The following is a 26333-nucleotide window of genomic DNA, read 5'->3' as shown; positions in this document are numbered from 1 at the left end:
ATTTGCCGAGTGTCCGTATCCTAACAAAAATTTGTAACGTTAACGGTATAATAGAACGGAAACATAGAACACATGAAGAGAAATTCTGCGAAAGCTTTACATATGTGGAAAGTAAGATAGGCTTGGCTCCGAGCCGTATCACCCGAAATGAAAGGGGAAGATGCATCATGTCGAAAACAATCGTTGAGAAGCTGAACCTGCAAAAATATCAAAAAACGGCTGTCTTACACACACCGGAGGGTGAGGGGAGCTTAGCCGTACTTAAAGAAGCGGACCATGAGTTGAAAGACGTGCAATATGACATGATTTTTGCCTTCGTACTGGATATGAAGTCCTTGTAGGAGCTGATGAAGAAGGTAATCGACCATAGCTATTTATTGGAGGGAGGGCTTCTATATGTTGCTTATCCCAAGAAAGGGAATAAAGTCTATCCGACTTATATCCATCGGGATGAATTATTCGATGGATTAGGAGCCGACGAAGATGGCTATATCGGGACAAGCACGATCAAATTTAATCGAATGGTCGGCATGAATGAAGTATTTACGGTTGTCGGGTTTAAAAATGAGAAAAAGAAGGCGGCAAAAGCTTCATCTAAGCCGAGTCAATGCGTAGATGATTATATAGACTTTGTGCCGAAAATAGAAGAGGATTTGCGTCATGCGCCAAAAGAGCTCGCTTTTTACCAATCTCTCACGCCCGGGTACCAAAAGGATTGGGCTCGGTATGTATATAGTGCCGCACAAGAGGGGACACGGGCAAAGCGCCGAGCTGAAATGATGGCAGTCTTGGCTGAAGGCTTTAAAAGCATCGATCTCTATCGCCGGAGTATATGAGGCGCTGTTTGAAGTTGTGAGGAGACCTCCATAGAATGAAATACAAGAAGAGCCCGCGTCGTGCGTGGGCTCTTTGTTGTTTGAATGAACCGAGGAGACCTTACCGGGGAAGCAGCCGCCACAGCTCTTGCCTTCCCGAACCGCAGACAGGGCGAGGAAAATACGGTCTCCAGCATACAGGGGGATGTCCTCCAAGCGAATCTCGTGCCACTTAAAAGGCTTTAGGAGTCAGCCTTTAAAACGGTTGATCGGAGAGCTCTTATATAAGAATACATCTTCAATGTATATATTAGCCTAAGGGCAAAAACACTATTACAGCATATATTAATATAACGATGATTTTCTTTATTTGGGAGTGAAATATTGTGAAAACTCCATGGATAAATTATGCGAAGATGGGGCAGATCAGTTTAAAACAAAAGAATAGTAAAAACACTAAGGTACCGCCAAAAAAAGAAATCCGTCTCAAAAAAAATAAAAAGAATGATGGCAAACAGCTAAAAAAGGCGAAAAATCGCAGAGCTGGAAACTATCATTATTGTCATATAGCTGAGAATTTTGATTGTAACCACAACTCTCAAGACGATGAGTTTTCTGTTTCTGATAATGTTATGGAAGTGAACGATTCCAAAGAGATTGAGCAAGTTTCTCAGATTGAGCAAGTCGATGAACCGACTAATGATCCGCAAATCGAATCGCCTAAACGTGGAAGAATCTATTCGCTAACAAACAAAAGCCCATTCTCGACTATTGTAAAAATTAAGGATTTTCTTCATCCCCCCATTTTTGGCGGTATAGATCAAAATACAATTGAATTTATAGACCTAAATAATAAACAACAACCTCAATTAGATACAAAGCTAGTCAATAGTACAGCTCATTATCAGGAGGAGATTTTTGGTCGTTTAATTCATTCTACAATTGCTGGAAGTATATTTTTAACTACTACTGTTCATGCGTGTAATATGAATAAACAAGATAATCTTTATCACACTTTTGCAGCTCCCATTCATGACTCGCCTGATACAATTTCAGCAGAAACAAATCATATATCCTGTCCTACTCATCATTTCATAAATATCAGGGTACCAGTTATAGTTGGAGAATATAAGGTTGAAATACCTCTAGATGAGGATATTATATTTGAAGAAGAGGTACTGGGTATTAAAGGAATCTCAAATGAGGTAATCCTTAAGGAGTGTAGATTGGTTCCTACTCAATTTTATCCATCATTAGGGGAAGGAACAAGGAAAGCCCGGGAAGGAGATTTATTCCTGGAGGGATATATACATCAAAATATCGAGTATTCTGTCGCGGACAAAACAAATGATACTACAATTCAAAAAGAGTCAGTATTGAATTTTTATCAATTACATCAAAAAATTGCAGTAGAATTAATTGTTCACATACTACAAATTCAACCGGTTCGAATCAGTTGTGATGGCACTAAAATTTAGGCAATAACGGAATCAAACACCGACTCAAGTAAAATGGGTATGTTGTCTAAGAGAATTGCCCTTACTTAAAAAGGAATGCGGAATATAGTGATATCGAGTTTAAAAAACTCAAATTGAAAATTGGAGTTGATTTCCAATTATGAGCAATGTCAATCCAAATCAAGTGACCCCCGCATGTCCAGTATTTTCGACAGAACAAATTCCATTAACCGTCGAACCAACCACGATCATTTCTCAAGCAGCTATACCAACCATTAAGGTTCCAGTTGTACTTGTGGAGCCAACACTTCAAATCGTTGTAGAAGCAAATATTCCACTTAACCCACCAGCAACCGAGATTAAGAGAGTGGTAAAACATGTATTTCTCAATCAGGTTAAACTTGTTCCTGTCGCATTTCAGCGTATTGGTACTACTGACTTTTTCAATGTTACAAGAGCCAAGTTATTTGTAGCAGGATTCATTCGTAAAAACATTGAATATGCTGCTGCTGGATGTAGTGGAGCACTTCAAGATACAATTGCGGATGTTTCTTTTACAGGTTTTGCTGACATCAGAACATTTTTAACAAGGCCAATTATTGGTGTCTCTGAGGCGAGTAAAGCATTTTTCCTCAATGAGACGGATGGCCAGATTCCACGTTTGGATAAAAATTTCTTCCAAAATCTCGTTAAATACAACGAACAACCATTTGGTGAGTTGGTAGCTGCCAACTTCTATGAACTTGATTTTTCACCGGTTGCCGCAACACCGGAGGGAACATTTAGTAGCCTGACTGAAAAAATTGTCCTAGACCTTACTGTAAAAGTGTTGCAGACACAACAGTTATTAGTTAATGCTACACAACAAATTACAATTCCTCCTGCAGGTACAGTTGGTTGTGACGAATAGGTTTATCTAAGAAGGTTATTCCCCATCGGCCTAAACGGTCGGGGGAATGACCTTTTTTCATTTTCGGAAATGGTCTACACTTTTCGGCAGAGTTCTTTCCGTTGAGTTGTCTCTCAAATTAGGAGACACCCTTTTTTGTTAGTTTCTTAAGAGAGTCTATTATGTACACCCATCCAATCAGGCCACATAAAACAAACCCAAACGCATGCAGAGATCCGTAAATCGGAATGAAATCGTGTATGGTTAAAGAAAACATGTTCTTCAATAACGGATAGCAAATGGAAACTACAACAATCGTGTAAAAGGAAATGCAAGAAAGGACTAAAAAGAAGTTGGACTTATTGAGCAAAGAACCTCTTTTCAAGTAACCAAGCAGATAAGTCGTGTAAATCGCAATATTACATGCGAACAAGGTGACGCCAATATACTCAATCGGCTTCGAGAAAATAATACCGATAGCGATCAGAATAGGTCCAATGATATCGACAGCAACGACCCAAGGATACCAGCTTTTCTTCGTCATAACCCGTCCGAGTAGACCGATAAAAATCGGAACGATTGCAGATGAGAAATGAAAGTGGAGCGAACTCAGGGCGTGAGTTGCGGGCTTAGCCTGGAAGAGGTCAAACTGATACTGATAGAGGGTGAACCAAATGCCCCCGATAAAAAAGTAAACGAGTCCCGCGCCAATCGCGATTTCCTCTGTTCTTCCCTTGCGATTCACAATAATGGTCAGGCCATAGATGCCGAGCAGGAATGTGAACAGTAGCCACCCGAGCGAGAGGGTCCCTGGTATTGCTGTGCTTCCCAGCCCACACGTCTTGCTGCCCATTACAGAGGCTAAGGCGAGAAGCGCTGCCGGAAATTGAAGTAGCTTGATAGCAGCAAAAATACTCCGTTGATGTTTATTCTTTTCGTCATAGCGCAAAACTCCAATCACAAGAGGCACAATGACGAAAGCCGCAAACATGAGAAATTTTTCAACAAGGTTAAATGGGAAGTAATCCAGATAAAAGATCAGGATGGTTATGATTCCACCGGGAATCGTCCGTACTATCAATGGTTTCATCACTTGCCCCCAAGAAGCCATTCATGGATATTCATATAATTGGTTGCTTATAGTAGTGTAACACATTTTGTGAGGGCTATTCTGTTCACGAATCGCATACTAGATTTGCTCCCTATTTATTGGAAGTATGCGAGAAAGGTGCTGCGGCGCCTTCTTTTCTTTCAGAATTCCAGCATGTATCCTCGGCAGAACTTAACCAGCGCTACTTCACCGAACGTACCGATGGTCTTTCGCTGCCAAGCGGCGAGGAATTCCTGGTAGCCACTACATAGAGTCGAGACTCATAAGAATTTGAGTGAAGAAAACCCCGGGTCCTTATCTTAGGATCGGGGTTCTTTAAGCTGTTTTCCAATGATTAGTAAAGCTTATGATCATAATAACGAATTCCAATTGCTCGGGTACTACTCACTGTGGTAGCTTAAAGTAAATAATCATATAAGAATACTCGGAATTAATTTTTTCTCTTGTGAGGTGCATATCGTTGGTACTTAAGGTGACAGATAGTCCTTTCAGTCAGGAACAAGTAGAGCTCCTAAATCGGTTGCTGCCCACGCTTTCGGAGGTGCAAAAGGTTTGGCTGAGCGGGTATCTTGCAGCTCTTCACAAAGTGGAGGCACCGATGACCGCTGGGTTTCAAGCCGCTTCAGCTGCCAATGGGGCAGTCATTTCGAAAGAAGTGACAGTGCTTTTCGGATCTCAGTCCGGGAACAGCCAGAAGTTGGCCAAGGTGCTGACCGGAAAGCTTCAGGAGCACGGCTTCCACGTAACGCTTTCCTCCATGAGCGACTTCAAGACGAATGCGTTGAAAAAGGTTGAAAACCTGCTTATTGTGGTAAGCACACACGGGGATGGTGAACCACCGGACAATGCTATCTCCTTCCATGAATTCCTGCACAGCAAAAGAGCGCCGCAATTGGTGGGCCTGCGGTTTTCCGTGCTGGCATTAGGCGACACCTCTTATGAATTATTCTGCCAAACTGGCAAAGAGTTCGATAAGCGGTTAGAAGAGCTAGGAGGCAAGCGTCTTACTCCCCGGGTGGATTGCGATGTAGATTACGACGAGCAAGCCTCTGAATGGATGAATCAGATCCTGGCTTCTCTCAGTGAAACTTCGGCAACCCAGGTTGCTGCTGCAAGCGCGATCGTCGGCGGTGCAGTGATCGGGACAGGGTCACAAACCGATTATTCACGGTCGAATCCGTTTCAGGCTGTGGTCTTGGAGAGCTTGAATCTGAACGGACGCGGATCAGATAAGGAAACTCGCCACTTGGAAATCTCCCTTGAGGGTTCCAATCTCGAGTATGAACCGGGTGACTGTTTGGGGATCTATCCCAAAAATCATCCTGCCCTTGTCCGTGAGCTGATTGACACGATGGGTTGGAAGGCGGAAGAGCTCGTTCCCATTCATAAAAACGGGGAAGAGCGCACGTTGGAAGAGGCCTTGTCCAGTCATTTTGAAATCACGGTTCTCACCAAGCCTCTCTTGGAACAAGCAGTAAAGCTATCATCAGGAAACGGGTTGCAGGAACTGCTTGCGGAAGGGCGAGAGCAAGAGCTTCGCGATTATGTTCGAAATCGGGATTTGCTGGACCTGGTGGAGGATTACGATTTTAAAGGCGTGCCTTCCAAAGAATTTGTCTCCATACTTAGAAAGCTGCCGCCGCGACTCTATTCGATCTCAAGCAGCTTAAAGTCCTACCCAGACGAAGTTCATCTGACAATTCGCAATGTTCACTATCAAGCTCATGGCCGAGATCGTTACGGCGTTTGTTCGAGCTATATCGCGGATCGTTTGGAGACGGGTGATACGCTGCCAGTATTTGTACAGCATAACCCCAACTTTAAGCTCCCGGTTAACCCGGACGCCTCGCTGATCATGATTGGTCCCGGCACGGGTGTCGCTCCGTTCCGTGCCTTCCTGGGAGAACGGGAGGAGCTTGGGGCGACGGGCAAGACATGGCTTTTCTTTGGTGACCAGCATTTCTCCACAGATTTTCTCTATCAACTCGAATGGCAGCGTTGGCTCAAAAAAGGCGTACTAACGCACATGGATGTCGCGTTCTCTCGAGATACAAGCGAAAAAGTGTATGTTCAGCACCGGATGCTTGAGAAGAGCAAGGAGCTCTATCAATGGCTACAAGATGGGGCGCACGTATACGTATGCGGAGACGAGAAAAAGATGGCGCACGATGTTCACGCAGCAATGGTCACCATTCTCCAACAAGAGGGCGGACTCGATTCAGAGGAAGCTGTGGCGTATTTGAAGCGGATGCAGCAGGAAAAACGCTATCAGCGAGATGTCTACTGATTTTTGAGAAAGAATGAGAGGGGAGATGAAACCATGTCAGAAAATCATTTACTTTCGCCAAACAGTGCTCCTCACAGCGATGTAGAAGACATTAAACGCAAAAGCGATTACTTGCGGGGGAGCCTGGTGGAAACACTGGAAGACAAAATTACAGGGTCCATCCCTGAGGATGATAACCGCCTGATGAAATTTCATGGCAGCTACATGCAGGATGACAGGGATCTTCGTAACGAACGGAGCAAACAGAAGCTGGAGCCGGCCTATCAATTCATGGTGCGCGTGCGTGCCGCTGGTGGCGTTGTCACACCAGAGCAATGGCTCATGATGGACGATATCGCCCAGCAGTTTGCCAATGGAACGATTCGCCTGACGACTCGTCAGTCTTTCCAACTGCATGGCGTGATCAAGTGGAATATGAAGCAGGTGATTCAAGAAGTAAACGAAGCCTTGCTTAGTACACTGGCTGCTTGTGGGGACGTCAACCGCAACGTCATGTGCAACCCGAATCCGTACCAGTCGGAAGTGCATCAAGAGGTTTACGAATGGGCAAAAAAAATAAGCAATCATCTCGATCCCCGTACCCGCGCCTATCATGAAATCTGGCTGGATGAAGAAAAGGTTGTCGACAGTCGGGATGGGGAAGAGCAAGAACCGATCTATGGGCCTGTTTATTTACCACGCAAGTTTAAGATCGGCATCGCCGTACCGCCTGCCAACGATGTTGACGTTTTTTCTCAGGACTTGGGCTTTATCGCCATTCATGAGGACGGTCGACTGCTGGGCTTCAACGTTGCGGTCGGAGGCGGAATGGGAATGACCCACGGCGATCCAAAAACGTATCCGCAGGTGGCGCGGGTGATCGGCTTCGTCACACCGGAACAAGTCTTGGATGTCGCCGAGAAAACGGTCATGATCCAGAGAGACTACGGAGATCGCGCGGTGCGGAAGCACGCTCGATTCAAATATACAATCGACGACCGAGGTATCGAATGGTTTATCCATGAACTGGAGCAACGACTGGGCTGGGAGCTGGAGAAGGCACGCTCCTATCACTTCGAGCATAATGGCGATCGCTATGGCTGGGTGAAAGGGAGTGACGATAACTGGCATTTTACCCTTTTCATTCAGAATGGCCGTGTAAAAGACGAGGACAACTATCTCCTGAAGTCCGGTCTGCGGGAGATTGCCAAGGTGCATACAGGGGATTTCCGCCTGACGCCGAATCAAAATCTCCTCATTGGAAATGTCACCAGTGAAAAGAAGCCGGAAATCGAACAGATCATTCAAGCATACGGGCTCACCGATGGAACTTCCTATTCTGCACTGCGGAGAAACTCCATGGCTTGTGTTTCGTTGCCGACTTGCGGACTCGCGATGGCTGAAGCGGAGCGTTATTTGCCTACACTGCTGGATGAGGTCGAGCTGATCTTGGATGAGGCGGGTTTGCGCGATGAGGAAATCGTCATTCGCATGACAGGATGCCCTAATGGATGCGCAAGACCTGCACTCGCAGAAATCTCTTTTATTGGGAAGGCTGTAGGTAAATACAACATGTATTTGGGCGGTGGTTTCTCCGGCAATCGATTGAACAAGCTGTATCGTGAAAACATCGGAGAAGCAGAAATATTGAATGAACTGCGGCCAATTTTAAATCGGTATGCGAAGGAACGTGAGGAAGGCGAGCACTTCGGAGATTTCGTTATTCGGGCAGGGTATGTGAAAGAAGTCAGATCGGGACTCGATTTTCATGAGTAGTGTGGCTGCGAAGAGAAGACCATCCCGTTAAGGATGGTCTTTACCTTTTTCTTTTAGGCTTCTCGCAGCTGCTGAATCACTTCCGCTGCGAACTGATCTGTAAACCGGATATGCCCATTTTCCTGTACAATCTGCCCTTCCTTCTTGCGACGGTCCAGCCATTCGCTAATCCATCCCGGGGCATAGCCGCCTTGACCGAATTCTCCACCAAAGGCGATCATTTTCTCATAGACAGCCAGGTACTGTTCGCGAGTGGTATCGGGATATGACTTTATGTATAGCCAAAATTGCACATCATACATCAGATACGAGAGTTCATCCGCATGAAAAGAAAAATAGCCTTTTTCCTCTACAATCCGTGTACAAATGCTGCGTATTTTTTGATCGATTTGTTCCACTTCCGATACTGGCGTGCACAGCTCCTCTAGCAAGGGAGAAAACTTCCCGTGGGCCACTTTATAGAGAGCGGCTTCCTTATCCTCCTCGGAGGTATCGTATTCTTCTTCGCTCACCAAGCCCTTGATAAACGCCTCGAAATTTTCAGCCAGGAACGTAATTTCATAATCGCTTTCCTGATCGACGTGAATGACTTCGGGTTCACCATCTCTCCCGCATGCCCGGTAATCCAGCATGACTACGTCGTGACCTGCTGAAGGACAATCGCAGATGACGACTCCAATGTCGGGATATCCCCAATCCTCAATCATAAATTGACTGCCAAGATCCCCGCAGAGCGAATAACTTTTCTCACGGCCAATGCCGAGAATACCACTAATGGCAATGTGATCCTCAGCCCAGGAGGTAGGGTCCTCTGTTGGAAAGCAGGTGTTCTTTGGAATTCCGCCATTCTGCTGCTTCATTAGTGCAAGATAGGAGGCAGGGAGCTTGTATCCCAGCTCTTCCTCGATCGATGCGATCAGTTCATCCGTGGGTGGCTCGGATAGATAGGACTTTTTCGCGTACTCGCTGTCGTCCCAAAAGTCTTCAAGCGACATGTTCGAAAAAGGAACTTCCTCCGATCCTGAACCCTCAACAGCAGCAGCTCTTTTGGCAGCCATCCGAAGCTCTTGTCTTTGCTGCTTTTCCGCTTTTTGCAAGCTCCATTTTAACCATGATTCGGTATTCTGATTACCGGTTTCTAACTTGTCTGAGGTACGGAATGATTGTGCCGCCTCTTCATATCTTTTCAAATGATAGAGGGCAAAACCTACCCGAAAGTGCCAGACTGGGTCTTGCTGACCTGCTTCAGCAATATTCTCCAATTGGTTGAGCGCTTCTTCATAATGCCCCAAGTTGTTATAAGCTCTGCCCAGTCGGCTGATTGCCTCATAGTCTCGTTCCTCCTCGGGGAGGCGTAACAGCGAGTCCACAATTTGCTGGTGTTCGTCTTCTTCATGCCAGCGGTCCAATTGTTCGATAAGTGCCTGGTCCATGGTAGCCTCCTAAACGATTCTTTTTCTTAAAAAATTTCCGGTGCTTAAGGGTTATTTCGACGCCAGCCACGCGAAGCTACTCCCATCTACCAAACGATTATGTATTCATATAAGATTAATTTATTTCGTGTCGTTTGTGCACTGCTGATCTAGAAGGGGTTAAATATTAAGGGGGCGTACAAGTTGAGTAAGATGGATATCCATGACGTATGGTTCGATTATGCCGCAGCCTTTGTGCAGAAAAAGAATGCTTCGGGCTGGAACACACTGACCTCACAGGAACAAGAGATTGCCGCCTTATGGTTGTTGGAAGCTGATGTATATAACGGCGGGTTTTTGCAGTTTTTTTGCAACTGGGGAGAAGAGGCATATATCTACGCGGTACGGGCTTTACAAGCCATCGGGGCAGTCCATGCACTCGAAATCGTCCAGTCGGGATATGCCTGCATCGAGCATTTATCGGAAGACAACCGCCTCACCCAACTCTGGGATATTCCACAGTTCCGTACTGAGGAAGAGGAAGAGCGGCTGGATAAGCTTGATCAGAGCTTCTGGGAAGACCAAGATCGCATTGCAGAAGTTGCACATCGATATTACGTACAGCAGTTGGGAATACCCACCCCATCATAAGGTGACGGGGGTGGGGACTATCAAGGAGAATCCGACACCTATTCGTCAGCACTGGCCTCTTCTGACTGAAGCATAAGCAGCAGCTCCCCAATATCGGGAGCGAGCTTATCATTCCCTTCCATAATTGCGGTGAAAACGGGAATGGAATCCTTTAGCAGCGAATAACTGAAAGAAAAATAGCTGAAAAATGCTTCCTGCTCATAACCCCGGGGCTCCTCTTCTTCCCACCATAATTCATCGTCTTCCTCGTCCTCTGGCCATAAGTACTTTTCGTCCAATAGCTCGTTCATGGACTCAACCGCATTTTGGGAATCCATTTCGTCCACGTTTATAGCCGAAGCTACAGCCAAGTACAACTGAATTTCCTGCGAAGAGACCTGCTCTGGTTTTTGTTTGGCAAGCTCCTTCAGGAGAATGAGCAACACCCACGGAGTCGTCTGCCACAAGGTGCTTTGGTGCTCGATTAGACTGGCTAATTCCTCATATTGCCCGGTTTCAATAAGCCGCGGAATGTCCGTTCCTCTCCCATAGGCTGTCGTCAAACGCTGCCACGGAATGTTGTTTGTCAGGTGGGTCAAAGAGTTCATCTCCATCTCTCCTTAGACATGAGATTAAGGTCTATATATTTTACTAAGTTTTGCTATATGCAACTTAAAAATTTATATGGTAAGCGCCTCGCTGGTTACAACAAACCAAATCCTTCACCCCTGCAAGAAGCTAAGGTAAGGTCTTGGTTTTTATATGTTCCTATAACCTTTTCTAGACAATCCTCTCTTTTTTACCAACATTAAATAGTTATTAATCCTCTAATTATAATAGATAATTGAATCAATAAATAATTTCTATGATATAGTTATAGTTGTGAAAGGTAAGATGTTTTCGTAGCGTCTTGCAACGGGGCAAGGAGCTACTACTTCTTTTTTACAAAAACAGTAGATAAGGAAGGGTAATATGAGCTCCATACAGCAAAAAACAGACGTTATTTTGATTGGTGCAGGGGTCATGAGCGCAACTCTGGGAGCATTACTGAAAGAATTGGCACCGGAGTTGGAAATCAAAGTTTTTGAGAAACTCGCAAAAGCAGGCGAAGAAAGCTCTAACGAATGGAATAATGCGGGTACTGGCCACGCGGCACTCTGTGAGCTGAACTATACATCCGAGAAAGCTGACGGGTCTATAGATATTAGCAAAGCGATTAAAATCAATGAACATTTTCAGCTGTCCAGACAATTCTGGGCTTACCTTGTAAAAAACAATCTCATCCAAAATCCGCAAGACTTTATCATGCCAATACCTCATATGAGTATGGTACAAGGCGAAAAGAATGTAAGCTTTTTGAAAAAACGTTTTGAAGCGCTGGCAAACAATCCTCTATTTCAAGGGATGGAATACTCCGATGACCCTGAAAAACTGAAGGAATGGATTCCACTCATCATGGAAGGCCGCGCATCGAATGAACCAATAGCTGCAACCAAAATCGACTCTGGTACCGATGTCAATTTTGGTGCTTTGACACGTATGTTGTTCGATTACCTGAAGACGAAAGACGTCGAGATTAACTACAACCATGCTGTTGAGGATATCAAACGTACGAGCGACGGCATGTGGAAAATGAAAGTGTACAATATGGGTACCGGTAACATCGAAGACCATATTGCCAAATTCGTCTTTATCGGCGGTGGCGGCGGAAGCTTGCATCTGCTCCAAAAAACCGGTATTCCAGAGTCCAAACATATCGGTGGTTTCCCGGTAAGCGGATTGTTCATGGTTTGTAAAAATCAAGAAGTGGTAGAGCAGCACCATGCAAAAGTGTACGGTAAAGCAAAGGTTGGAGCTCCTCCAATGTCGGTACCGCATCTGGATACCAGATACATCGACAACAAAAAATCCTTGCTGTTTGGACCTTTTGCGGGATTCTCGCCAAAGTTCTTAAAAACAGGTTCCAATATGGATTTGATCACTTCTGTAAAACCGAACAACGTCATCACGATGTTGGCGGCAGGCGTAAAAGAAATGGCATTGACCAAATACCTGATCGAGCAAGTTATGTTATCGCATGAAAAGCGCATGGAAGAACTACGGGAGTTCATTCCGAACGCGAAAAGCGAGGATTGGGGTATCGTGGTAGCGGGCCAACGCGTGCAAGTTATCAAGGATACACCAGCTGGAAAAGGTACCCTTCAATTTGGTACAGAAGTGGTTAGTGCCGCTGATGGCTCCGTAGCTGCATTGCTCGGCGCATCTCCGGGTGCTTCTACAGCTGTTCAGGTTATGCTAGAGGTATTAGAAAAATGCTTCCCACAACGTATGGCTGAGTGGGAACCGAAAATCAAAGAAATGATTCCTTCTTATGGCGTGTCACTCTTGCAAAACCAAGAGCTTCTTCAAGAGATTCAACGTTCGACAGACGAGGTGCTTGGTCTCGCCGAAAAAGAACTGGCTTATAGTTAATTAGTTAATGGCAATCTTACAGTGAACCTTCGATCCGTTTTTGGATGGGAGGTTCTTTTTTTCATAGGAGGCTAAAGGACAAAATTCAAAAGGAAAGTAGAGTGAAGGGTGAAAAGCTTGAAAAAATAAAAGGAAATAAATATACTATACTGTGCTACGATATACTGAAAATGATTATCATTAGCAAAAACAAGAGGATAGGAATGGGAGACACTGATTTATGAAAAAGAATAGCACTTATTCGTTCGCAGCACTTTCTTTCATTCTGGCAAGCTGCTTGTTTCTCTCCGGCTGCGGTGCTAGCCAGGAACAAATGTCTACTGCCAGTGACAATCAATCATCCGTACAGCGGGTCATTGAACACTATTCCGGTAAAACGACCATAAAAGGGGAGCCGAAGAAAATTTCAGTGCTTGATTATCGGCTGGCTGACTCTCTTTACGCTCTTGGCATAAAGCCCTATGCCATGACATCCTACCAGGGAGAAACGAACCTGGAATACATGGAGGGGAACCCGTTTGAAGGCGTGAAAAATCTGGGAGATGACCCGAATCTGGAAGCGATTCTGGAGGCAGAACCTGATTTGATCATAGGCAGGGAAGTCCATGCTAAAATTTATGACGACGCATCGAAAATAGCTCCCACAATCATTTTAAAAGACCAAGATGACTGGCGACTTGCTTTCCGTGAATTAGCAAGCATGCTTGGCAAGGAAAAGGAAGCTGACACATGGTTGGCAAGCTATGATCAAAAAGCCGAGGAAGCCAGGAAAAAGCTGGCGAAAAAGGTTGGTAAAGATGAAACTGTGCTCTACATGCGGGTCATGGCAAAAGAATATCGGATTCACGGCCCGAAGCAACTGTTTGGCGCGACGATTGCCCGCGATTTGGGATTAAAGCCGCTCCCACAAGTTGAAGCTATCAAAAAATTTGAAGTTATTTCTATGGAAAAATTGCCGGAGCTGAATCCAGATCATATTTTCATTCAGGTCGGAAATCCAGCCAAGGGTCCAGACAAAGAATCTGATAAGAAATTCCAAGAGTTGACTAACAGCGCTTTATGGCAGCAGTTAAAAGCAGTCAAAAACAATCAGGTATATGCCGTTCCTCACTGGATCATCAGTGATTTCCCCCACATCAAGGAGAAATCGATAGAGCTTGTCCTTGAAAAAATGAAAGCAGAGTAGGTCAGGGCTGCGTTCATTCGGCAAGCTAAGTTCATGCATAGATTCATATGGAAGCCACTCCGATGATTTGGGGTGGCTTTGTCTGTTGTCCGAAGGAGTGAGCGATCCCTGACTGATTATGACTATTAATGATTGTTTTTGAGTGAATTTGAATGTATAATTAAAATCAATCCTGGTGCAACTAGGAGAAGGGAGGATACGATGCTAACCCCTGAACGTCATCAACTGATAGTAGCTTTAGTGAAAGAAAAAGATATTGTGCGCATTCATGAGCTTGTGGAAGCGACTGGGGCATCGGAATCGACGATCCGGCGAGATTTAAGCGAATTGGAAGAACAGCGCTTGGTTAAACGCGTGCACGGCGGGGCGTCTGTGCTGCAGAGCAAAATCGAAGAGCCGACGATTCTGGAAAAATCGGTCAAACATGAGCGGGAGAAACTGGCGATCGCCAAATATGCCTCCAGCTTGATAAAACCACACGACTCGATTTTCATCGATGCGGGAACCACGACGTATCAGATGCTGCCCTATTTACCTTACGACAACATCATGGTCGTTACCAACGGTGTGGACATTGCCCTTCAGCTTATCAAGCGAAACATCAGGACGATCCTGCTGGGCGGAGAATTGAAAGCGGCTACACTGTCGATGGTGGGGCGTGATGCGATCACTGCGCTCAGTCAATACCGATTCGACAAATGCTTTCTCGGAATCAACGGCATTGACCAGCATCACGGTCTGACCACACCTGACCCGGATGAGGCATACGTCAAGCAGCTGGCCTTGCAGTTTTCCGACGAGCGATTTGTCTTGACCGACTCTGACAAGTTTTCCAGGGTCACCTTTGCCAAAGTGGGAGACCTGGAAGGCATCACGGTAATCACAGATGACGGTTTGAGCCAAGAGGAACAACAAGTTTACGGCAGATTATCAACTCTTAAAGTGGTGAAAGCATGATTTACACAGTAACCCTGAACCCATCGATTGACTACCACCTGTGGATTACTGCTCTGTCGCAAGGAACCATTCACGAGGCGCAAAAAGAGTGGAAGGTCGCAGGCGGAAAAGGCATAAATGTATCAAAGGTTCTCCGCATACTCGGGGAAAACAGCACGGCGCTGGGGTTTGTCGGTGGATTTACGGGAGCGTTTATTCAACAGCAGATCGAGCAAGCCGGCATCTCTCATGACTTGATACAAATCGAACAGGATTCCAGAATCAATTTAAAAATAAAGGCGCAAACCGAAACGGATATCAGCGGAGTCTCACCGGACATCCCGGAAGAAGCGCTCCAAAGGCTGATGCAAAAGATCGACAGCTTGCAGAGCGGCGATTATCTGGTACTCGCGGGAAGCGTGCCGAAAAGCTTGCCGTCTGATATGTACCAGACGATCATGAAGCGGCTGTGTGGCAAGGGCGTCCGTATCTTCCTCGACGCAAAAGGGAAAGCGCTTGAAACCGGTTTGTCGGAAGAGCCGTTTCTCATCAAGCCCAATCATCATGAGCTGGGGGAACTGTTTGGGGTGACGATTGCCACACCAGCAGAGGCGATCGATATGGCGCGTAAGTCTTTGCAAATGGGCGCACAGAACGTCATCGTGTCGATGGCTGGTCAGGGTGCTGTATTTGTCAATCGGCAAGCAGCCTATGTCGCCCAGATTCCGCAGCGCAAACCAGTCAATTCGATCGGTGCCGGAGACTCGATGGTTGCCGGTTTCCTTTATGGCTATAGGCAGGGAATGGATACGGAAGCGGCGTTTCGCTTTGCCGTCGCCGCGGGGAGCACGACTGCCCTGTCGGAAGGCTTCTGCACACATGAAAAGATACAAGCATTTCTTCCGGAAATCACAATAACCGCCATTTAATAAAGGGGGTTCAACGATGAATAACGAGATTCGCATTGCCGATTTGTTAAAAGCTGACACGATTCTTTTCCCTCTGTCTGCTTCCTCCAAGGAAGCGGTATTAGATGAGTTGATTGAAAAATTGGACGAAGCTGGACGGCTCAACAGCAAGGAAGAGATGAAGCAGGCCATTCTCGCGCGCGAGTCACAAGGCTCCACTGGAATTGGAGAAGGAATCGCCATCCCGCATGCCAAGACAGCAGCAGTCAAAACTCCCAGCATTGCATACGGCTTTTCCAAAGAGGGCGTTGATTTTGACTCGTTGGATAACCAAAAAGCACATCTTTTCTTCATGATTGCGGCTACCGAGAACGCCAATCAGGCCCATCTCGAAACACTGGCGTTGCTTTCTCAGATGCTCATGGATGAAGCATTTCGTCAGGAGCTGACGGGTGCAGAAACGAAGGAACAGGTGCTGGAGATTATCACGCGCAAAGAAAAAGAAATCCAGGGCGAAAATGAAAGCGCTGTAGAGAACAAGGAGCTAGAAGAGCAACAGAAGAGACAAGAGACCTCAGAGAAACAGGCGACAAAAGTAGTCGCGGTAACCGCTTGCCCGACCGGGATCGCCCATACGTACATGGCGGCCGATGCGCTGAAGAAAAAAGCAGCAGAGCTGGGGATTATCATCAAGGTGGAGACAAACGGTTCTGGCGGTGTGAAAAACAAGCTTTCCACGCAGGATATTGAGGAAGCGACAGCGGTGATTGTAGCTGCTGACAAGCAAGTGGAGATGGAGCGATTTGCTGGCAAGATCGTCATTGAAGTGCCGGTTGCGGAAGGGATTCGCAATACCGAAGAACTGCTTCAGCGCGCAGTAGAGCAAAAGGGTAGCATCTACCGCGGAGGCGGGACCAGCTATCAGGACCATGTCCAAGAAGCAAAGGCGGAGAAAAAAGCGAAGCAGCCCGCTTTTTACAAGCATCTGATGAACGGCGTGTCCAACATGCTTCCGTTTGTCGTGGGCGGCGGGATTATCATTGCGCTGAGCTTTATGTTTGGGATCAAGGCAGTTGATCCAAACGATCCGTCCTTCCATCCGTTGGCCAAAGTCCTGATGGACATCGGCGGAGGGACTGCGTTCCAGCTGATGATCCCGGTATTGGCCGGGTTTATCGCCAAGAGCATCGCTGACCGCCCTGGTTTTGCTCCCGGTATGGTGGGAGGCTTGCTGGCGGCTACTTCCGGCTCGGGCTTCCTCGGAGGAATCATCGCAGGGTTCCTGGCCGGATATATTGTGGTCGGATTGAAAAAAGTGTTGGCTGGACTGCCCGAATCGTTAGAAGGCATCAAGCCGATGCTGTTGTATCCGCTGCTTGGGATTTTGCTTACAGGCTTTGTCATGGTGTACGTAGTATCTGAACCGATCGCTGCCGCCAATACGGCGCTAGGTGACTGGCTGAAAAATATGGGTACTGGTAACGCCGTCATCCTTGGTGTGATTTTGGGTGCAATGATGGCCTTTGACATGGGTGGCCCTGTCAACAAAGCAGCATTTACGTTTGGAATTGCAATGATTGCCGAGGGCAACTATACCCCTCACGCAGCCATTATGGCGGCAGGGATGACTCCGCCGCTCGGAATCGCTTTGGCGACTACGCTGTTCAAAAAGAAATTTACCACGGAAGAGCGGCAGGCGGGTAAAACCGCTTACGTTCTGGGGGCATCCTTCATTACGGAGGGGGCAATCCCGTTTGCGGCGGCTGATCCTACACGCGTCATTCCTTCGCTCGTAGTTGGCTCTGCCGTAGCTGGCGGGTTGTCGATGCTGTTTGGGTGCACACTGCCAGCCCCTCATGGCGGAATATTTGTTTTGCCGGTAATCGGCAACTGGCCGCTTTACCTTGTTTCCATTCTTGCCGGAACAATAGTTACTGCACTCATGCTAAAAATTCTGAAAAAAGACGCGGTAGAGTAAAAGGAGCTGGAACCAGATGTTGACCAATACTTTCACCATTCAAAATCCGACTGGACTGCACGCCCGTCCGGCAACGTTATTCGTACAAAAGGCTACTTCGTTTCCTTGTGAGGTAAACGTGATCAAGGGCACGAAAAAGATCAATGGCAAAAGCATCATGGGCTTGATGACACTGGGTGCGAAGATGGGGGAGCAAATCACCCTTGAAATCACTGGGGAACAGGCAGAGCAAGCAATGGAGGAGCTTGGCAAATTGCTCATGTCGGTTCACGGGTAACATGACAGGAAGCCCCCTCTGTTCACCAGGGGTGCGGCTTCGATAAGGAGCGATTGTAATGCTGCAAAAAGGGATCGCGGCAGCTCCCGGAATCGTGATTGGACGAGCTGTTGTACAAAAGGACGAGATGGTTCGGTATGAACGACGCATCCTCGACCAAGACGAGGTGGCCCCAGAGCTTGGGCGATTTCGGGAAAGTGTGAGAGCGGCAGATCTAGAGCTCGAGCAGGTCAAGGAGAAGGTCCGCCACGAGATAGGCGAAGAAGAAGCGAGAATCTTTGAAGCCCACCAGCTTTTTTTGCAGGACCCGGAGTTTATTGGTGCCATTGAGGAGAAGCTGGAAAGCGAAAGAGTAAATGCGGAAGCAGCTCTGGAGGAGGTTCGTGACAGCTTTGTCGCCATTTTTGAAAGCTTGGACGACGAGTACATGCGGGAGCGGGCGGCGGATTTGCGCGATGTCAGCCAGCGTCTGCTGAAGAATCTGCTCGGCATACACGATCAGTTACAAGCGGATTTCGCAGAGCCGGTGGTACTGGTAGTACACGATCTGACGCCATCCGATACGGCACAGTTGGACAGGGAAAAGGTAAAAGGATTTGCAACGAATATAGGCGGCCGCACGTCTCACTCCGCCATCATGGCACGTACCATGGAAATCCCGGCGGTGGTAGGCATGTCGGACATTACAGAGCAACTGCAAACCGGGGATCTGGTCATCGTCGACGGCCTTGAGGGCGAGGTACACATTCGACCGGACGAAGCTGTCGTTGCAGCCTATGAAGCCAAACAGCAGGCCTACTGGAAACAAAAAGAAGACTGGGCTCGTCTGGTTCATGAAGAAAGTGTTACCGCTGATGGGCACCGCGTGGAATTGGCAGCCAACATCGGGAATCCGCAGGACGCTGTGCAGGCCGTTGAAAACGGCGCCGAGGGGATCGGACTGTTTCGTACCGAATTTCTCTATATGGGGCGGGAGCAGTTCCCCACGGAAGAAGAGCAGTTTGAGGCTTATAAAGCGGTTGCAGAGACCATGGGCAAGGATCGACCAGTTGTCATTCGTACATTGGACATCGGCGGGGACAAGGAGCTTTCCTACCTCGATCTGCCGAAAGAATTGAATCCGTTTCTAGGCTATCGAGCCATCCGGCTTTGCCTGGACCGCGTGGAACTGTTTAAGACGCAGTTACGCGCTTTGCTCCGGGCAAGTATATACGGCAATATCAAGATCATGTATCCAATGATCGCCACTATAGCCGAGCTGCGTCGAGCGAACCAGATCCTGGACGAAGTGAAGGCAGAGCTGCGCAGCCAAAGCATTTTGTTTAACGATCATTTGGAAGTAGGAATCATGATCGAGGTGCCAGCTGCCGCGATGATCGCAGACCAGCTCGCCAAGGAAGCCGATTTCTTCAGCATCGGGACGAATGATTTGATTCAATATGTGATGGCAGCGGACAGAATGAACGAGCAGGTCGCCTACTTGTACGATCCGTACCATCCCGCCATTTTACGGCTGGTGAATCAGGTAATCAAGGCGGCCCATCAGGAAGGCAAATGGGTCGGCATGTGCGGAGAAATGGCTGGGGAGTCATTGGCGATCCCGATTCTGCTCGGGTTGGGACTGGATGAATTCAGCATGAGTGCCACTTCCGTTCTCCGGGCCCGCCATTTGCTGAGAAAACTGGATTACAAGTCGCTACAGGAAACAGCACAACACGTCCTCACCCTGGAGAGCGGCGAAGAGATCAGAGCCTTTATCAAAGAGGAAATTTTGAATAAGCTGTAATGGCCGGTATAGTTGGCAAAATGATAAGGCTCCGCCATGATGTGTGGCGGAGCCTTCATTCAACTAAAAGCGTCAAACCAACACTACTCTACTACCGCCTCCAACGTCACTTTCACCTTCACAGTCTGCGTAACCGACTCATCTTCCTTAGAAGTAATCGTCACGTACAGCGTAACGGTCTCTTCCCCTTCGGCAGGCAGCTCCTTCAAAATCCCCTCGCCATCGATAAACGCCTCATCTGAGCTCTTTGTCACCTGATAAGTCACATCATCGCTTTCTTCCGGCAGGGCAAGCACTGGCTGATCCAGCTCTGTGGTGTTCGCAATCTCAATCTCGAATTGATCTACGGCTTCTTCAACCACCTTAGACAAGACCGCGTTTTTATTCGATGCCTTAATCATGAAGGATTTCCAAGCCTCGTATTCTTTTACAATCTGCTCACCCTTCGGCTGGTTTTGGTCAACGCTTCGACCGACGAGCTTCAGCTTGTATTTTCCTGGATCGAGCTTCTTCGCTACTTGGCCACCATCGTAGTAGGTACCATCGAGATTAGAGAAGGTGATAGGGCCTGGTGCAATCAGTGCGTAATTGTTGAACACGGATGCGAGGGTACCGATGTATTTATCGTCCATGTTCCATGCTTCAACAGAGATCTGGTTCACGTCTTTTGCTTGCAGCTCAGCCTCGAGTGTGAACGAATCCTCATTGCCATCGCCATCAGGCGTGATCGTCGTATCGGACAGCTTCAGGTTGTCGAAACCGAAGTTGGTATCCTCACGCTTGTCTCCCACGTGTACAGCAAACGGCAGGCGCAGGTCAGGGTTGCCTTTCGCTTTCAGCAGGACTTCTCCTTCATACACGCCGTCTTTTGCATCGGAGTCAACGGACAGGTTGAGCTCAAATGTGGTAGCATCGCCTTTTTTAGCGGAGATGGAATCATCGGAGATTTCCACATCGATGTCATCGACATCTGGCGATTTGGAGCCAGGCTTGTACGGATCTGTCGTGACGGATGGATGCATGATTACTTCTGCTTCGTAAGAAACTTCTTTCTTGGACAGGTTTTTCAGCTGGAGTGTTTTCGTGACGGTATTGCTGCCAGCCTTCAGCAAGCCAAAGGAAACGTTATCCGCATAGTACGGAATGGTCTTCGGCTCAAAATCTTCGCCCAAAATGGTGAGCTGCTCGACCGTTGTCAGAACAGCAGGTGTTTTCGATGCGGCGTAGCCGTTCACACGGCCAGCACCTTGGGAGTACACATCGTACAGTAAGCCGTCTGGGCTATACAGCGGTTTTGAAGTGTTCGCGAGCGCTGCCTTGATATCGGCAGGTGTCCAGTCCGGATGTGCCTGTTTCAACAGCAGGGCTAGACCGGAAACGTGCGGAGCTGCCATACTTGTACCGTTTAGACGGGCGTATGCCTTGTCGTACTTGGCGTCAGGGATAAGCTTGCTCCAAGATGGATAGCTGGACAGAACGGCTACACCTGGCGCAGCTAGATTCGGCTTAATGCTGTAATCGTCGCCCATGATTGGACCACGAGAGCTAAATCCGGCGATGCGGTCGCCCGGATCATTTGTGCTAGGGTAGTTTCCTGAGAACGTAAACGTCAGTGTTTTTGCTTTTTCAGGATCAGCCAGCAGCTCTTTTGCCAGTGTTCGGCCTTCCAGACCCTTCATGTCAAAGGTAGGGATCGCTTCGATCTGGTCACCCAGGATCGTGTTGACATAGCCTTCGCGATCACGGATATCTAGGTCGGCTTGGCCATCCCCGTCGACGTCGTTACCGTTAAAGACCACGATAGCGACAGCACCAGCTTTTCGGGCGTTTTCGATTTTTTCCGTGAAGCCGAGAGAACCACGGGAAACGAGAGCGACTTTGCCTTTTACATTTGCCTTTTCAAAATCGCTGCGAGAGCCAAGGTTGGCATAGGCGACTGGCAGCGCTTTGGTTCCGATAATGGAGGAGAAGTTATCCTTTCTGACCTGCCATGCCATTACAGGGAACTCGTAATTGGCTCCAAAGGATGAGGTTGCTGAGCCGTCATATTGCACGGTAGGGGAGTCTACCGCTGCAACTGTGATCGGCAGCCTCGCTCCAGAAGGTGATCCTGCCGTATAGAAATGTCTGCCGCGTTCATCATCGGCTGAATTCCCACCCGATACGACCGTGATCACACCAGACAGCACCGCGTTATTCACAGCGATGGCATCTGGGGAGTCAGAGTCCTTCTCCATAGCGGAGCCAAGCGACAGGTTAATGACATCCATGCCGTCTTTCACCGCTTTTTCGATACCGTCGATGACCTGAGCGGAGCTACCGCCGCCTCGGCCCAATACGCGGTAGACGTAGAGGTCTGCACCGTAGGCAACCCCTTTTACCTGTACATCTGAGGTCCTGTTTTTGGCGCGTCCTACGATGGTGCCGGAGACGTGAGTGCCATGGCTGGAGCCTTCATATCCTTTTCCATCGCGATCCTCTTCTACAGGGATTGGTGCTTGTTCATAAGGGTCTTTGTCATTGTCGAAGGAGTCATATCCGCCTTTATAGGCATCTTTGAGATCAGGGTGCTTGTAATCGACACCCGTATCGATGACGCCGACCTTCAATCCTTTCCCTGTCAAACCTTCTTTCCACATATCGAGAACGCCGATTTGTTGGAGAGGGGCCTGATCCCATTTGGTAGACGATGCTTTCTCGCTGACGGCATCAATCTCAGGAAGCTCATAATACGTATTCTGATAAATGCGTTTCACCTGCGGCAGTCCAGCCAGTTCTTCCAACTCGTCGGCTGATACCGTTACTTCCATCCCGTTGAATACATGCTCAAACTTGCGCTTTACCTTCAGTTTGACCTTGTTGTCTTTTGCCTCATCGAGGAAAGATTCTTGCTCCTCCTCTACTTTTGCTCGCAACGATCTAACGGAAGATTCTGAACCTTCTTCGTGTTTAGCTGTGATCGAAGGCTCGCTGTTCAGCTCAATAATGACACTGACGTTTTTGCTGGAACTGGTGTTCAGCAGAGGGGAGATTTTCGAGATTTCGGAGCCAAGCTCTACTTCCGCATTGGTATATTCGTTTACTTTCTCCCAATCCTGTTCGCTAAACTCCGCCGCTGCCAGTGCATTGTAAGGAAGGCCACTCAGCATAAGTGATGCTGCAAGCGTAAGAGAAGCGAGAGTACGCATCTTCTTCATCAGTCCACTCTCCTTAAAAATTATGTATAAGACGTTTTGCATAAGTATTTCTCTTCCCGTAAGACTACTCCTTTTATTGGGAAAAAACTTTTTATCGAGCAGATTCGTCAAAAATAGACATAATTGACTGTATTTTCAATCGAATAAAGGAGAATAAGGTAATAATTTGTTGTTTTTTGCCAATTTATTTTCTATATTTTTCATAAGACATAGGTTAGGAGAGGGTAATCAATGATCACGTTGAAAGGTATCGGGGGATTTGAAGAGCTGCCAGAAATCGCGATGCATATTTATCAAGGAAATGTTCCGGCTTTGCAAGATGCTATTGCAGCCAGCTGGGATATAGAAAAGGGCTTCGTGCTTAGCGAATATACGACGATAAGCCCGTTGGATCTGGCTCTCGTATCGGAGAAGTTGGAGGTTATAAAGCTGCTGGTAGAGCATGGTATCAATTTGAATGTGAAAAATAATCCAGCTTTTTTGATGGCAGTACGCTATTGCAAGGAAGAGATCGTTCGTTATGTTGCAGCTCAAGGCGCCAAGCTGGACATGCTCAATCAGGTGCGCTCAGGCGCTTATTCACAGGCTTACTATGGCAACAAAAAGAACATCCCGCTCATTCAAGAGCTGGGACTAGATATAAGACTGCATGGGGGCGATGTATTGCGTAAAGCTGTGTCGGATCATGACCTTACGACCACGGCCTACTTGCTCGATCATGGTGTGGACATCAATTACAACAAACCAAATATGGTGTATCCGTATCAAGCGACCCCATTAACAGTAGCCACGCGCATGGGGAATGTCGCCATGGTCAAGTATTTGGTTGAACGCGGTGCGGACGTTATGGTAGCGGAAAAGGGTGGTGAGCGGCCGTACACCATCGCGGTCAGCAATAAAGATACGGTGTTGGCTGCGTATTTGAAATCGCTGGAACCTGCCGAGCTGCATGATGTAGAGAACAGAAAGTACGAGCTGCAAAAATATAAACTGACCGAAGAACTGATTGGCTTCCTTACCGGAGAAGAGCTGCGTCTTGAGCTGGCGGAAAATGAGTATGCTATCGGGTACATCGATTTTTTCACATTGACCGATACGATTGAGATGAAGGTCGGTCGGCAAAAGCTACTGCGTTTGTCTGCCGAAATCGACAACTACTCCCATCTGCATCTTGTGTGGAATCCGAAGAAAAAAGGTAGCATAGGCTTGTATGATGAGGAGCATAAGGAGTATGCGGATTTGTGCAGCTTTGCGGAGTTCCACGCGCAGCCGGAAGTGTATCTGATCAAGTTTATGGAAGGCGAATTAGACTCGATGTAAAGGGAAATATCACACGGGCCCTCGATAATTCGGGGGCTTGACAGTAAAAAATATCCAATGGTAAGATCGTGAGCAAGAAACGAAAGGAGGAGGATTGAAACATGTTCGCATACGTAACTAAGCATGAAACAAAACAATGCAGCGATAAGATCCAACTCCATAGGTATGCCTTTTACGCAATCGAGTTGTTTAAGGGTGAGCCAATTCCGTTTCCCATAGATTGCGGATAACGCCCTTGTGGTAACACAATAGCTCTAAGCGTAAAGGCTGCGATTCCATGCTGCATTTTTTCATCCAGGAATGAAGAAATGAGCATGAAAAGCGGCTTTTTCTATTGGAAAACAAAGAACATACGTTCTTGTAAAACAAATAAAGGTGGTCTTCTATTGAGCAACACTCCGATCAAATATTTCATCAATCCGGAAGTAAAAGTGGAAAACAATGCGGTAGAGGAGCTTCATCGACTTTTAGAGGTGAATGAAACGATTGCAACGCTGCAAAAGCATTCACCCGATTATTTTGACGATCCCAATACAGGGGTTTTGGAAGTAGCCATTACGCCCGATTTTCACAAAGGAAGCGGCATTCCTGTAGGCACGACGCTGTTTACACGTGGGTTTGTACTGCCGCAAGCGATTGGCAACGACATTAACTGCGGGATGCGTCTGTATGTCACGGATTTGCACGAGGAACAGATTCGCACAAATCTGGATGCCATTGAACGGAATGTGCGCCATGTTTTTTTCGAAGGGGGCCGCAATATCCCCATGACGCGGCATATGCGGGAAAAAATGTTCAAGGAAGGCTTGATCGGCATACTGGACAGCCACAAGGAAGCGAATGGCGAGGGAATTTGGCGTTATTACAACGAGGAGCAGCAGGGGCTCGATTTGAGCCATGTGAATAAAATGGGTTCTTTTATCGCAGAATCGACGATTGGTCTCGATGACTTTCTCGGTCCTGCTGAGCTTTCCCGGGATGCACAAATCGGCTCGCTTGGCGGAGGGAATCATTTTTTTGAGATTCAGGTGGTCAAAAAAGTGCATCAGGGTGCTATCGCCAGTCAGTGGGGGCTGAAGGAAGGGCAAGTCGTCCTCATGATTCATACGGGCTCCGTTTCTATTGGGTATAACAGTGGGGCATGGATCAAAGAGATGCTGAAAAAGATGTACCCGACTTCCTTGAAGCATCCGGATAATGGGATGTATCCACTGCCTCTTTCGGAGCGTTCCCTGCCGCAGTGGAAAATGTTTTGGAGTCTCCTGCACAATGCGGCGAACTTTGCGTTTGCCAATCGATTGATGCTGGGCCTGATGATGTACAAATCGATTTCCGATGTGTTGGGCGATTTTGAACACCGGCTGTTGTACGATGCGCCTCATAATTATTTGTGGGAAGAGCAGCTGGAGCAGGTGGGCGGATTTTTGCATCGGAAAGGGTCGTGTACGGCGAAGTCGGCCGAGCAAATGATGGGCACGCCGTTTCAGTATACGGGCGAACCTGTGTTTATCCCTGGTTCCATGGGCTCGCACAGCTTTATTTTGGCGGGACTAGGCAATCGAGAAAGCTTGTTTAGCGCAAGCCATGGCGCAGGTCGTGCGCTTTCTCGCGGCGATGCTGTGAAAGTGGACGATGACCGATTTCGCGAGTTTCTTGCCAACTTCCGCGTGATCAATCCGATTGACCCGAAACGGGCGGACTTGCGTGGACGGAGCGATATTTTGAAGAAATGGGAAGAAGAGCTGAAAAAAGAGGCGCCGTATGCCTATAAAGATATTACACCGGTGATTCAGTCGCATGTCGATCATGGTATGGCTGAGATTGTGGCTGAGGTGGCACCGATTGCTACCGTGAAAGGCTAGATAGGAACCTCCGAGTATTCGGAGGATTTTCTTCTTGTTAGGAATAAAAAAAGAG

At 47.5% G+C, this 26333-nt stretch carries 20 protein-coding genes; 16 read left to right on the top strand and 4 right to left on the bottom strand.

All coding sequences use genetic code 11. The annotated features are described in order from the left end of the window. The first annotated feature begins 167 nt into the window (after nt 1–167). The 4 genes from C7R92_RS33285 to C7R92_RS21130 all read left to right on the top strand — a co-directional run bounded on the left by C7R92_RS33285 (nt 168) and on the right by C7R92_RS21130 (nt 3182). Nucleotides 168–341, top strand: a complete 174-nt coding sequence (locus C7R92_RS33285; RefSeq protein ID WP_328138787.1) for a hypothetical protein — start codon at nt 168–170, stop codon at nt 339–341. Between the two features lie 6 nt (nt 342–347). Then, nucleotides 348–836: a YdeI/OmpD-associated family protein gene (locus C7R92_RS21140; RefSeq protein ID WP_328138786.1), complete on the top strand. Its 489-nt coding sequence runs from the start codon at nt 348–350 to the stop codon at nt 834–836. A 365-nt stretch (nt 837–1201) separates the two neighbouring features. Then, the gene (locus C7R92_RS21135) at nt 1202–2293 is read left to right on the top strand and encodes a BC_2427 family protein (protein WP_106835558.1); all 1092 of its coding nucleotides are present in this window, start codon (nt 1202–1204) and stop codon (nt 2291–2293) included. 139 nt (nt 2294–2432) lie between these two features. Then, nucleotides 2433–3182 (top strand): CsxC family protein, encoded by a 750-nt coding sequence (locus tag C7R92_RS21130; protein WP_106835557.1) that lies wholly within the window; start codon nt 2433–2435, stop codon nt 3180–3182. Between the two features lie 118 nt (nt 3183–3300). On the opposite strand, the gene C7R92_RS21125 is transcribed toward C7R92_RS21130, so the two are convergent. Then, on the bottom strand, nt 3301–4251 hold the full coding sequence (locus tag C7R92_RS21125) for a YndJ family transporter (RefSeq protein ID WP_106835556.1): 951 nt from the start codon (nt 4249–4251) through the stop codon (nt 3301–3303). Nucleotides 4252–4732: 481 nt separating this feature from the next. Between C7R92_RS21125 and C7R92_RS21115 the strand changes: the two genes are divergently transcribed. Together C7R92_RS21115 and cysI are read left to right on the top strand one after the other, a co-directional pair. Continuing rightward, a complete protein-coding gene (locus C7R92_RS21115) occupies nt 4733–6559 on the top strand; it encodes an assimilatory sulfite reductase (NADPH) flavoprotein subunit (protein WP_106835555.1) in 1827 nt (608 codons plus the stop codon). Between the two features lie 33 nt (nt 6560–6592). Then, nucleotides 6593–8314, top strand: coding sequence for an assimilatory sulfite reductase (NADPH) hemoprotein subunit (cysI, locus tag C7R92_RS21110; protein ID WP_069850109.1), 1722 nt, complete (start codon nt 6593–6595; stop codon nt 8312–8314). A gap of 53 nt (nt 8315–8367) precedes the next feature. Here cysI and C7R92_RS21105 read toward each other — a convergent pair whose 3' ends face one another. Beyond that, nucleotides 8368–9747, bottom strand: coding sequence for an SMI1/KNR4 family protein (locus tag C7R92_RS21105; protein ID WP_106835554.1), 1380 nt, complete (start codon nt 9745–9747; stop codon nt 8368–8370). A 183-nt stretch (nt 9748–9930) separates the two neighbouring features. On the opposite strand from C7R92_RS21105, the gene C7R92_RS21100 reads away from it, so the two are divergent. Next, on the top strand, nt 9931–10377 hold the full coding sequence (locus C7R92_RS21100) for a DMP19 family protein (protein WP_106835553.1): 447 nt from the start codon (nt 9931–9933) through the stop codon (nt 10375–10377). Nucleotides 10378–10415: 38 nt separating this feature from the next. Here C7R92_RS21100 and C7R92_RS21095 read toward each other — a convergent pair whose 3' ends face one another. Next, nucleotides 10416–10964 carry a hypothetical protein gene (locus tag C7R92_RS21095; protein WP_106835552.1) on the bottom strand — a complete coding sequence of 183 codons (549 nt, stop codon included), beginning with the start codon at nt 10962–10964 and terminating at the stop codon, nt 10416–10418. A 364-nt stretch (nt 10965–11328) separates the two neighbouring features. On the opposite strand from C7R92_RS21095, the gene C7R92_RS21090 reads away from it, so the two are divergent. The 7 genes from C7R92_RS21090 to ptsP all read left to right on the top strand — a co-directional run bounded on the left by C7R92_RS21090 (nt 11329) and on the right by ptsP (nt 19899). Then, a complete protein-coding gene (locus tag C7R92_RS21090) occupies nt 11329–12828 on the top strand; it encodes a malate:quinone oxidoreductase (protein ID WP_106835551.1) in 1500 nt (499 codons plus the stop codon). A 220-nt stretch (nt 12829–13048) separates the two neighbouring features. Continuing rightward, nucleotides 13049–14014 carry an ABC transporter substrate-binding protein gene (locus C7R92_RS21085; protein WP_106835550.1) on the top strand — a complete coding sequence of 322 codons (966 nt, stop codon included), beginning with the start codon at nt 13049–13051 and terminating at the stop codon, nt 14012–14014. A 201-nt stretch (nt 14015–14215) separates the two neighbouring features. Next, nucleotides 14216–14971, top strand: a complete 756-nt coding sequence (locus C7R92_RS21080; RefSeq protein ID WP_106835549.1) for a DeoR/GlpR family DNA-binding transcription regulator — start codon at nt 14216–14218, stop codon at nt 14969–14971. Continuing rightward, nucleotides 14968–15879: a 1-phosphofructokinase gene (gene pfkB / locus C7R92_RS21075; RefSeq protein WP_106835548.1), complete on the top strand. Its 912-nt coding sequence runs from the start codon at nt 14968–14970 to the stop codon at nt 15877–15879. Before C7R92_RS21080 ends, pfkB begins: the two co-directional genes overlap by 4 nt. A gap of 16 nt (nt 15880–15895) precedes the next feature. Then, nucleotides 15896–17836: a PTS fructose transporter subunit IIABC gene (locus C7R92_RS21070; protein WP_106835547.1), complete on the top strand. Its 1941-nt coding sequence runs from the start codon at nt 15896–15898 to the stop codon at nt 17834–17836. Nucleotides 17837–17852: 16 nt separating this feature from the next. Beyond that, nucleotides 17853–18113 (top strand): HPr family phosphocarrier protein, encoded by a 261-nt coding sequence (locus C7R92_RS21065; RefSeq protein WP_047070224.1) that lies wholly within the window; start codon nt 17853–17855, stop codon nt 18111–18113. A gap of 58 nt (nt 18114–18171) precedes the next feature. Continuing rightward, nucleotides 18172–19899 (top strand): phosphoenolpyruvate--protein phosphotransferase, encoded by a 1728-nt coding sequence (ptsP, locus tag C7R92_RS21060; RefSeq protein ID WP_106835546.1) that lies wholly within the window; start codon nt 18172–18174, stop codon nt 19897–19899. Nucleotides 19900–19982: 83 nt separating this feature from the next. Here the strand turns inward: ptsP and C7R92_RS21055 are convergent, their stop codons facing one another. Then, complete coding sequence (locus C7R92_RS21055; RefSeq protein WP_106835545.1) at nt 19983–23096, bottom strand: S8 family serine peptidase; 3114 nt, start codon at nt 23094–23096, stop codon at nt 19983–19985. 231 nt (nt 23097–23327) lie between these two features. Between C7R92_RS21055 and C7R92_RS21050 the strand changes: the two genes are divergently transcribed. Further along, nucleotides 23328–24416 (top strand): ankyrin repeat domain-containing protein, encoded by a 1089-nt coding sequence (locus C7R92_RS21050; protein ID WP_106835544.1) that lies wholly within the window; start codon nt 23328–23330, stop codon nt 24414–24416. A 386-nt stretch (nt 24417–24802) separates the two neighbouring features. After that, a complete protein-coding gene (locus tag C7R92_RS21045; protein WP_106835543.1) occupies nt 24803–26278 on the top strand; it encodes an RtcB family protein in 1476 nt (491 codons plus the stop codon). The last annotated feature ends 55 nt before the right edge of the window (nt 26279–26333 follow it).

The sequence above is a fragment of the Brevibacillus porteri genome (assembly GCF_003013475.1).
Taxonomy (GTDB): Bacteria; Bacillota; Bacilli; order Brevibacillales; family Brevibacillaceae; genus Brevibacillus; species Brevibacillus porteri.
This window is presented reverse-complemented; position numbering and strand designations above follow the sequence as displayed.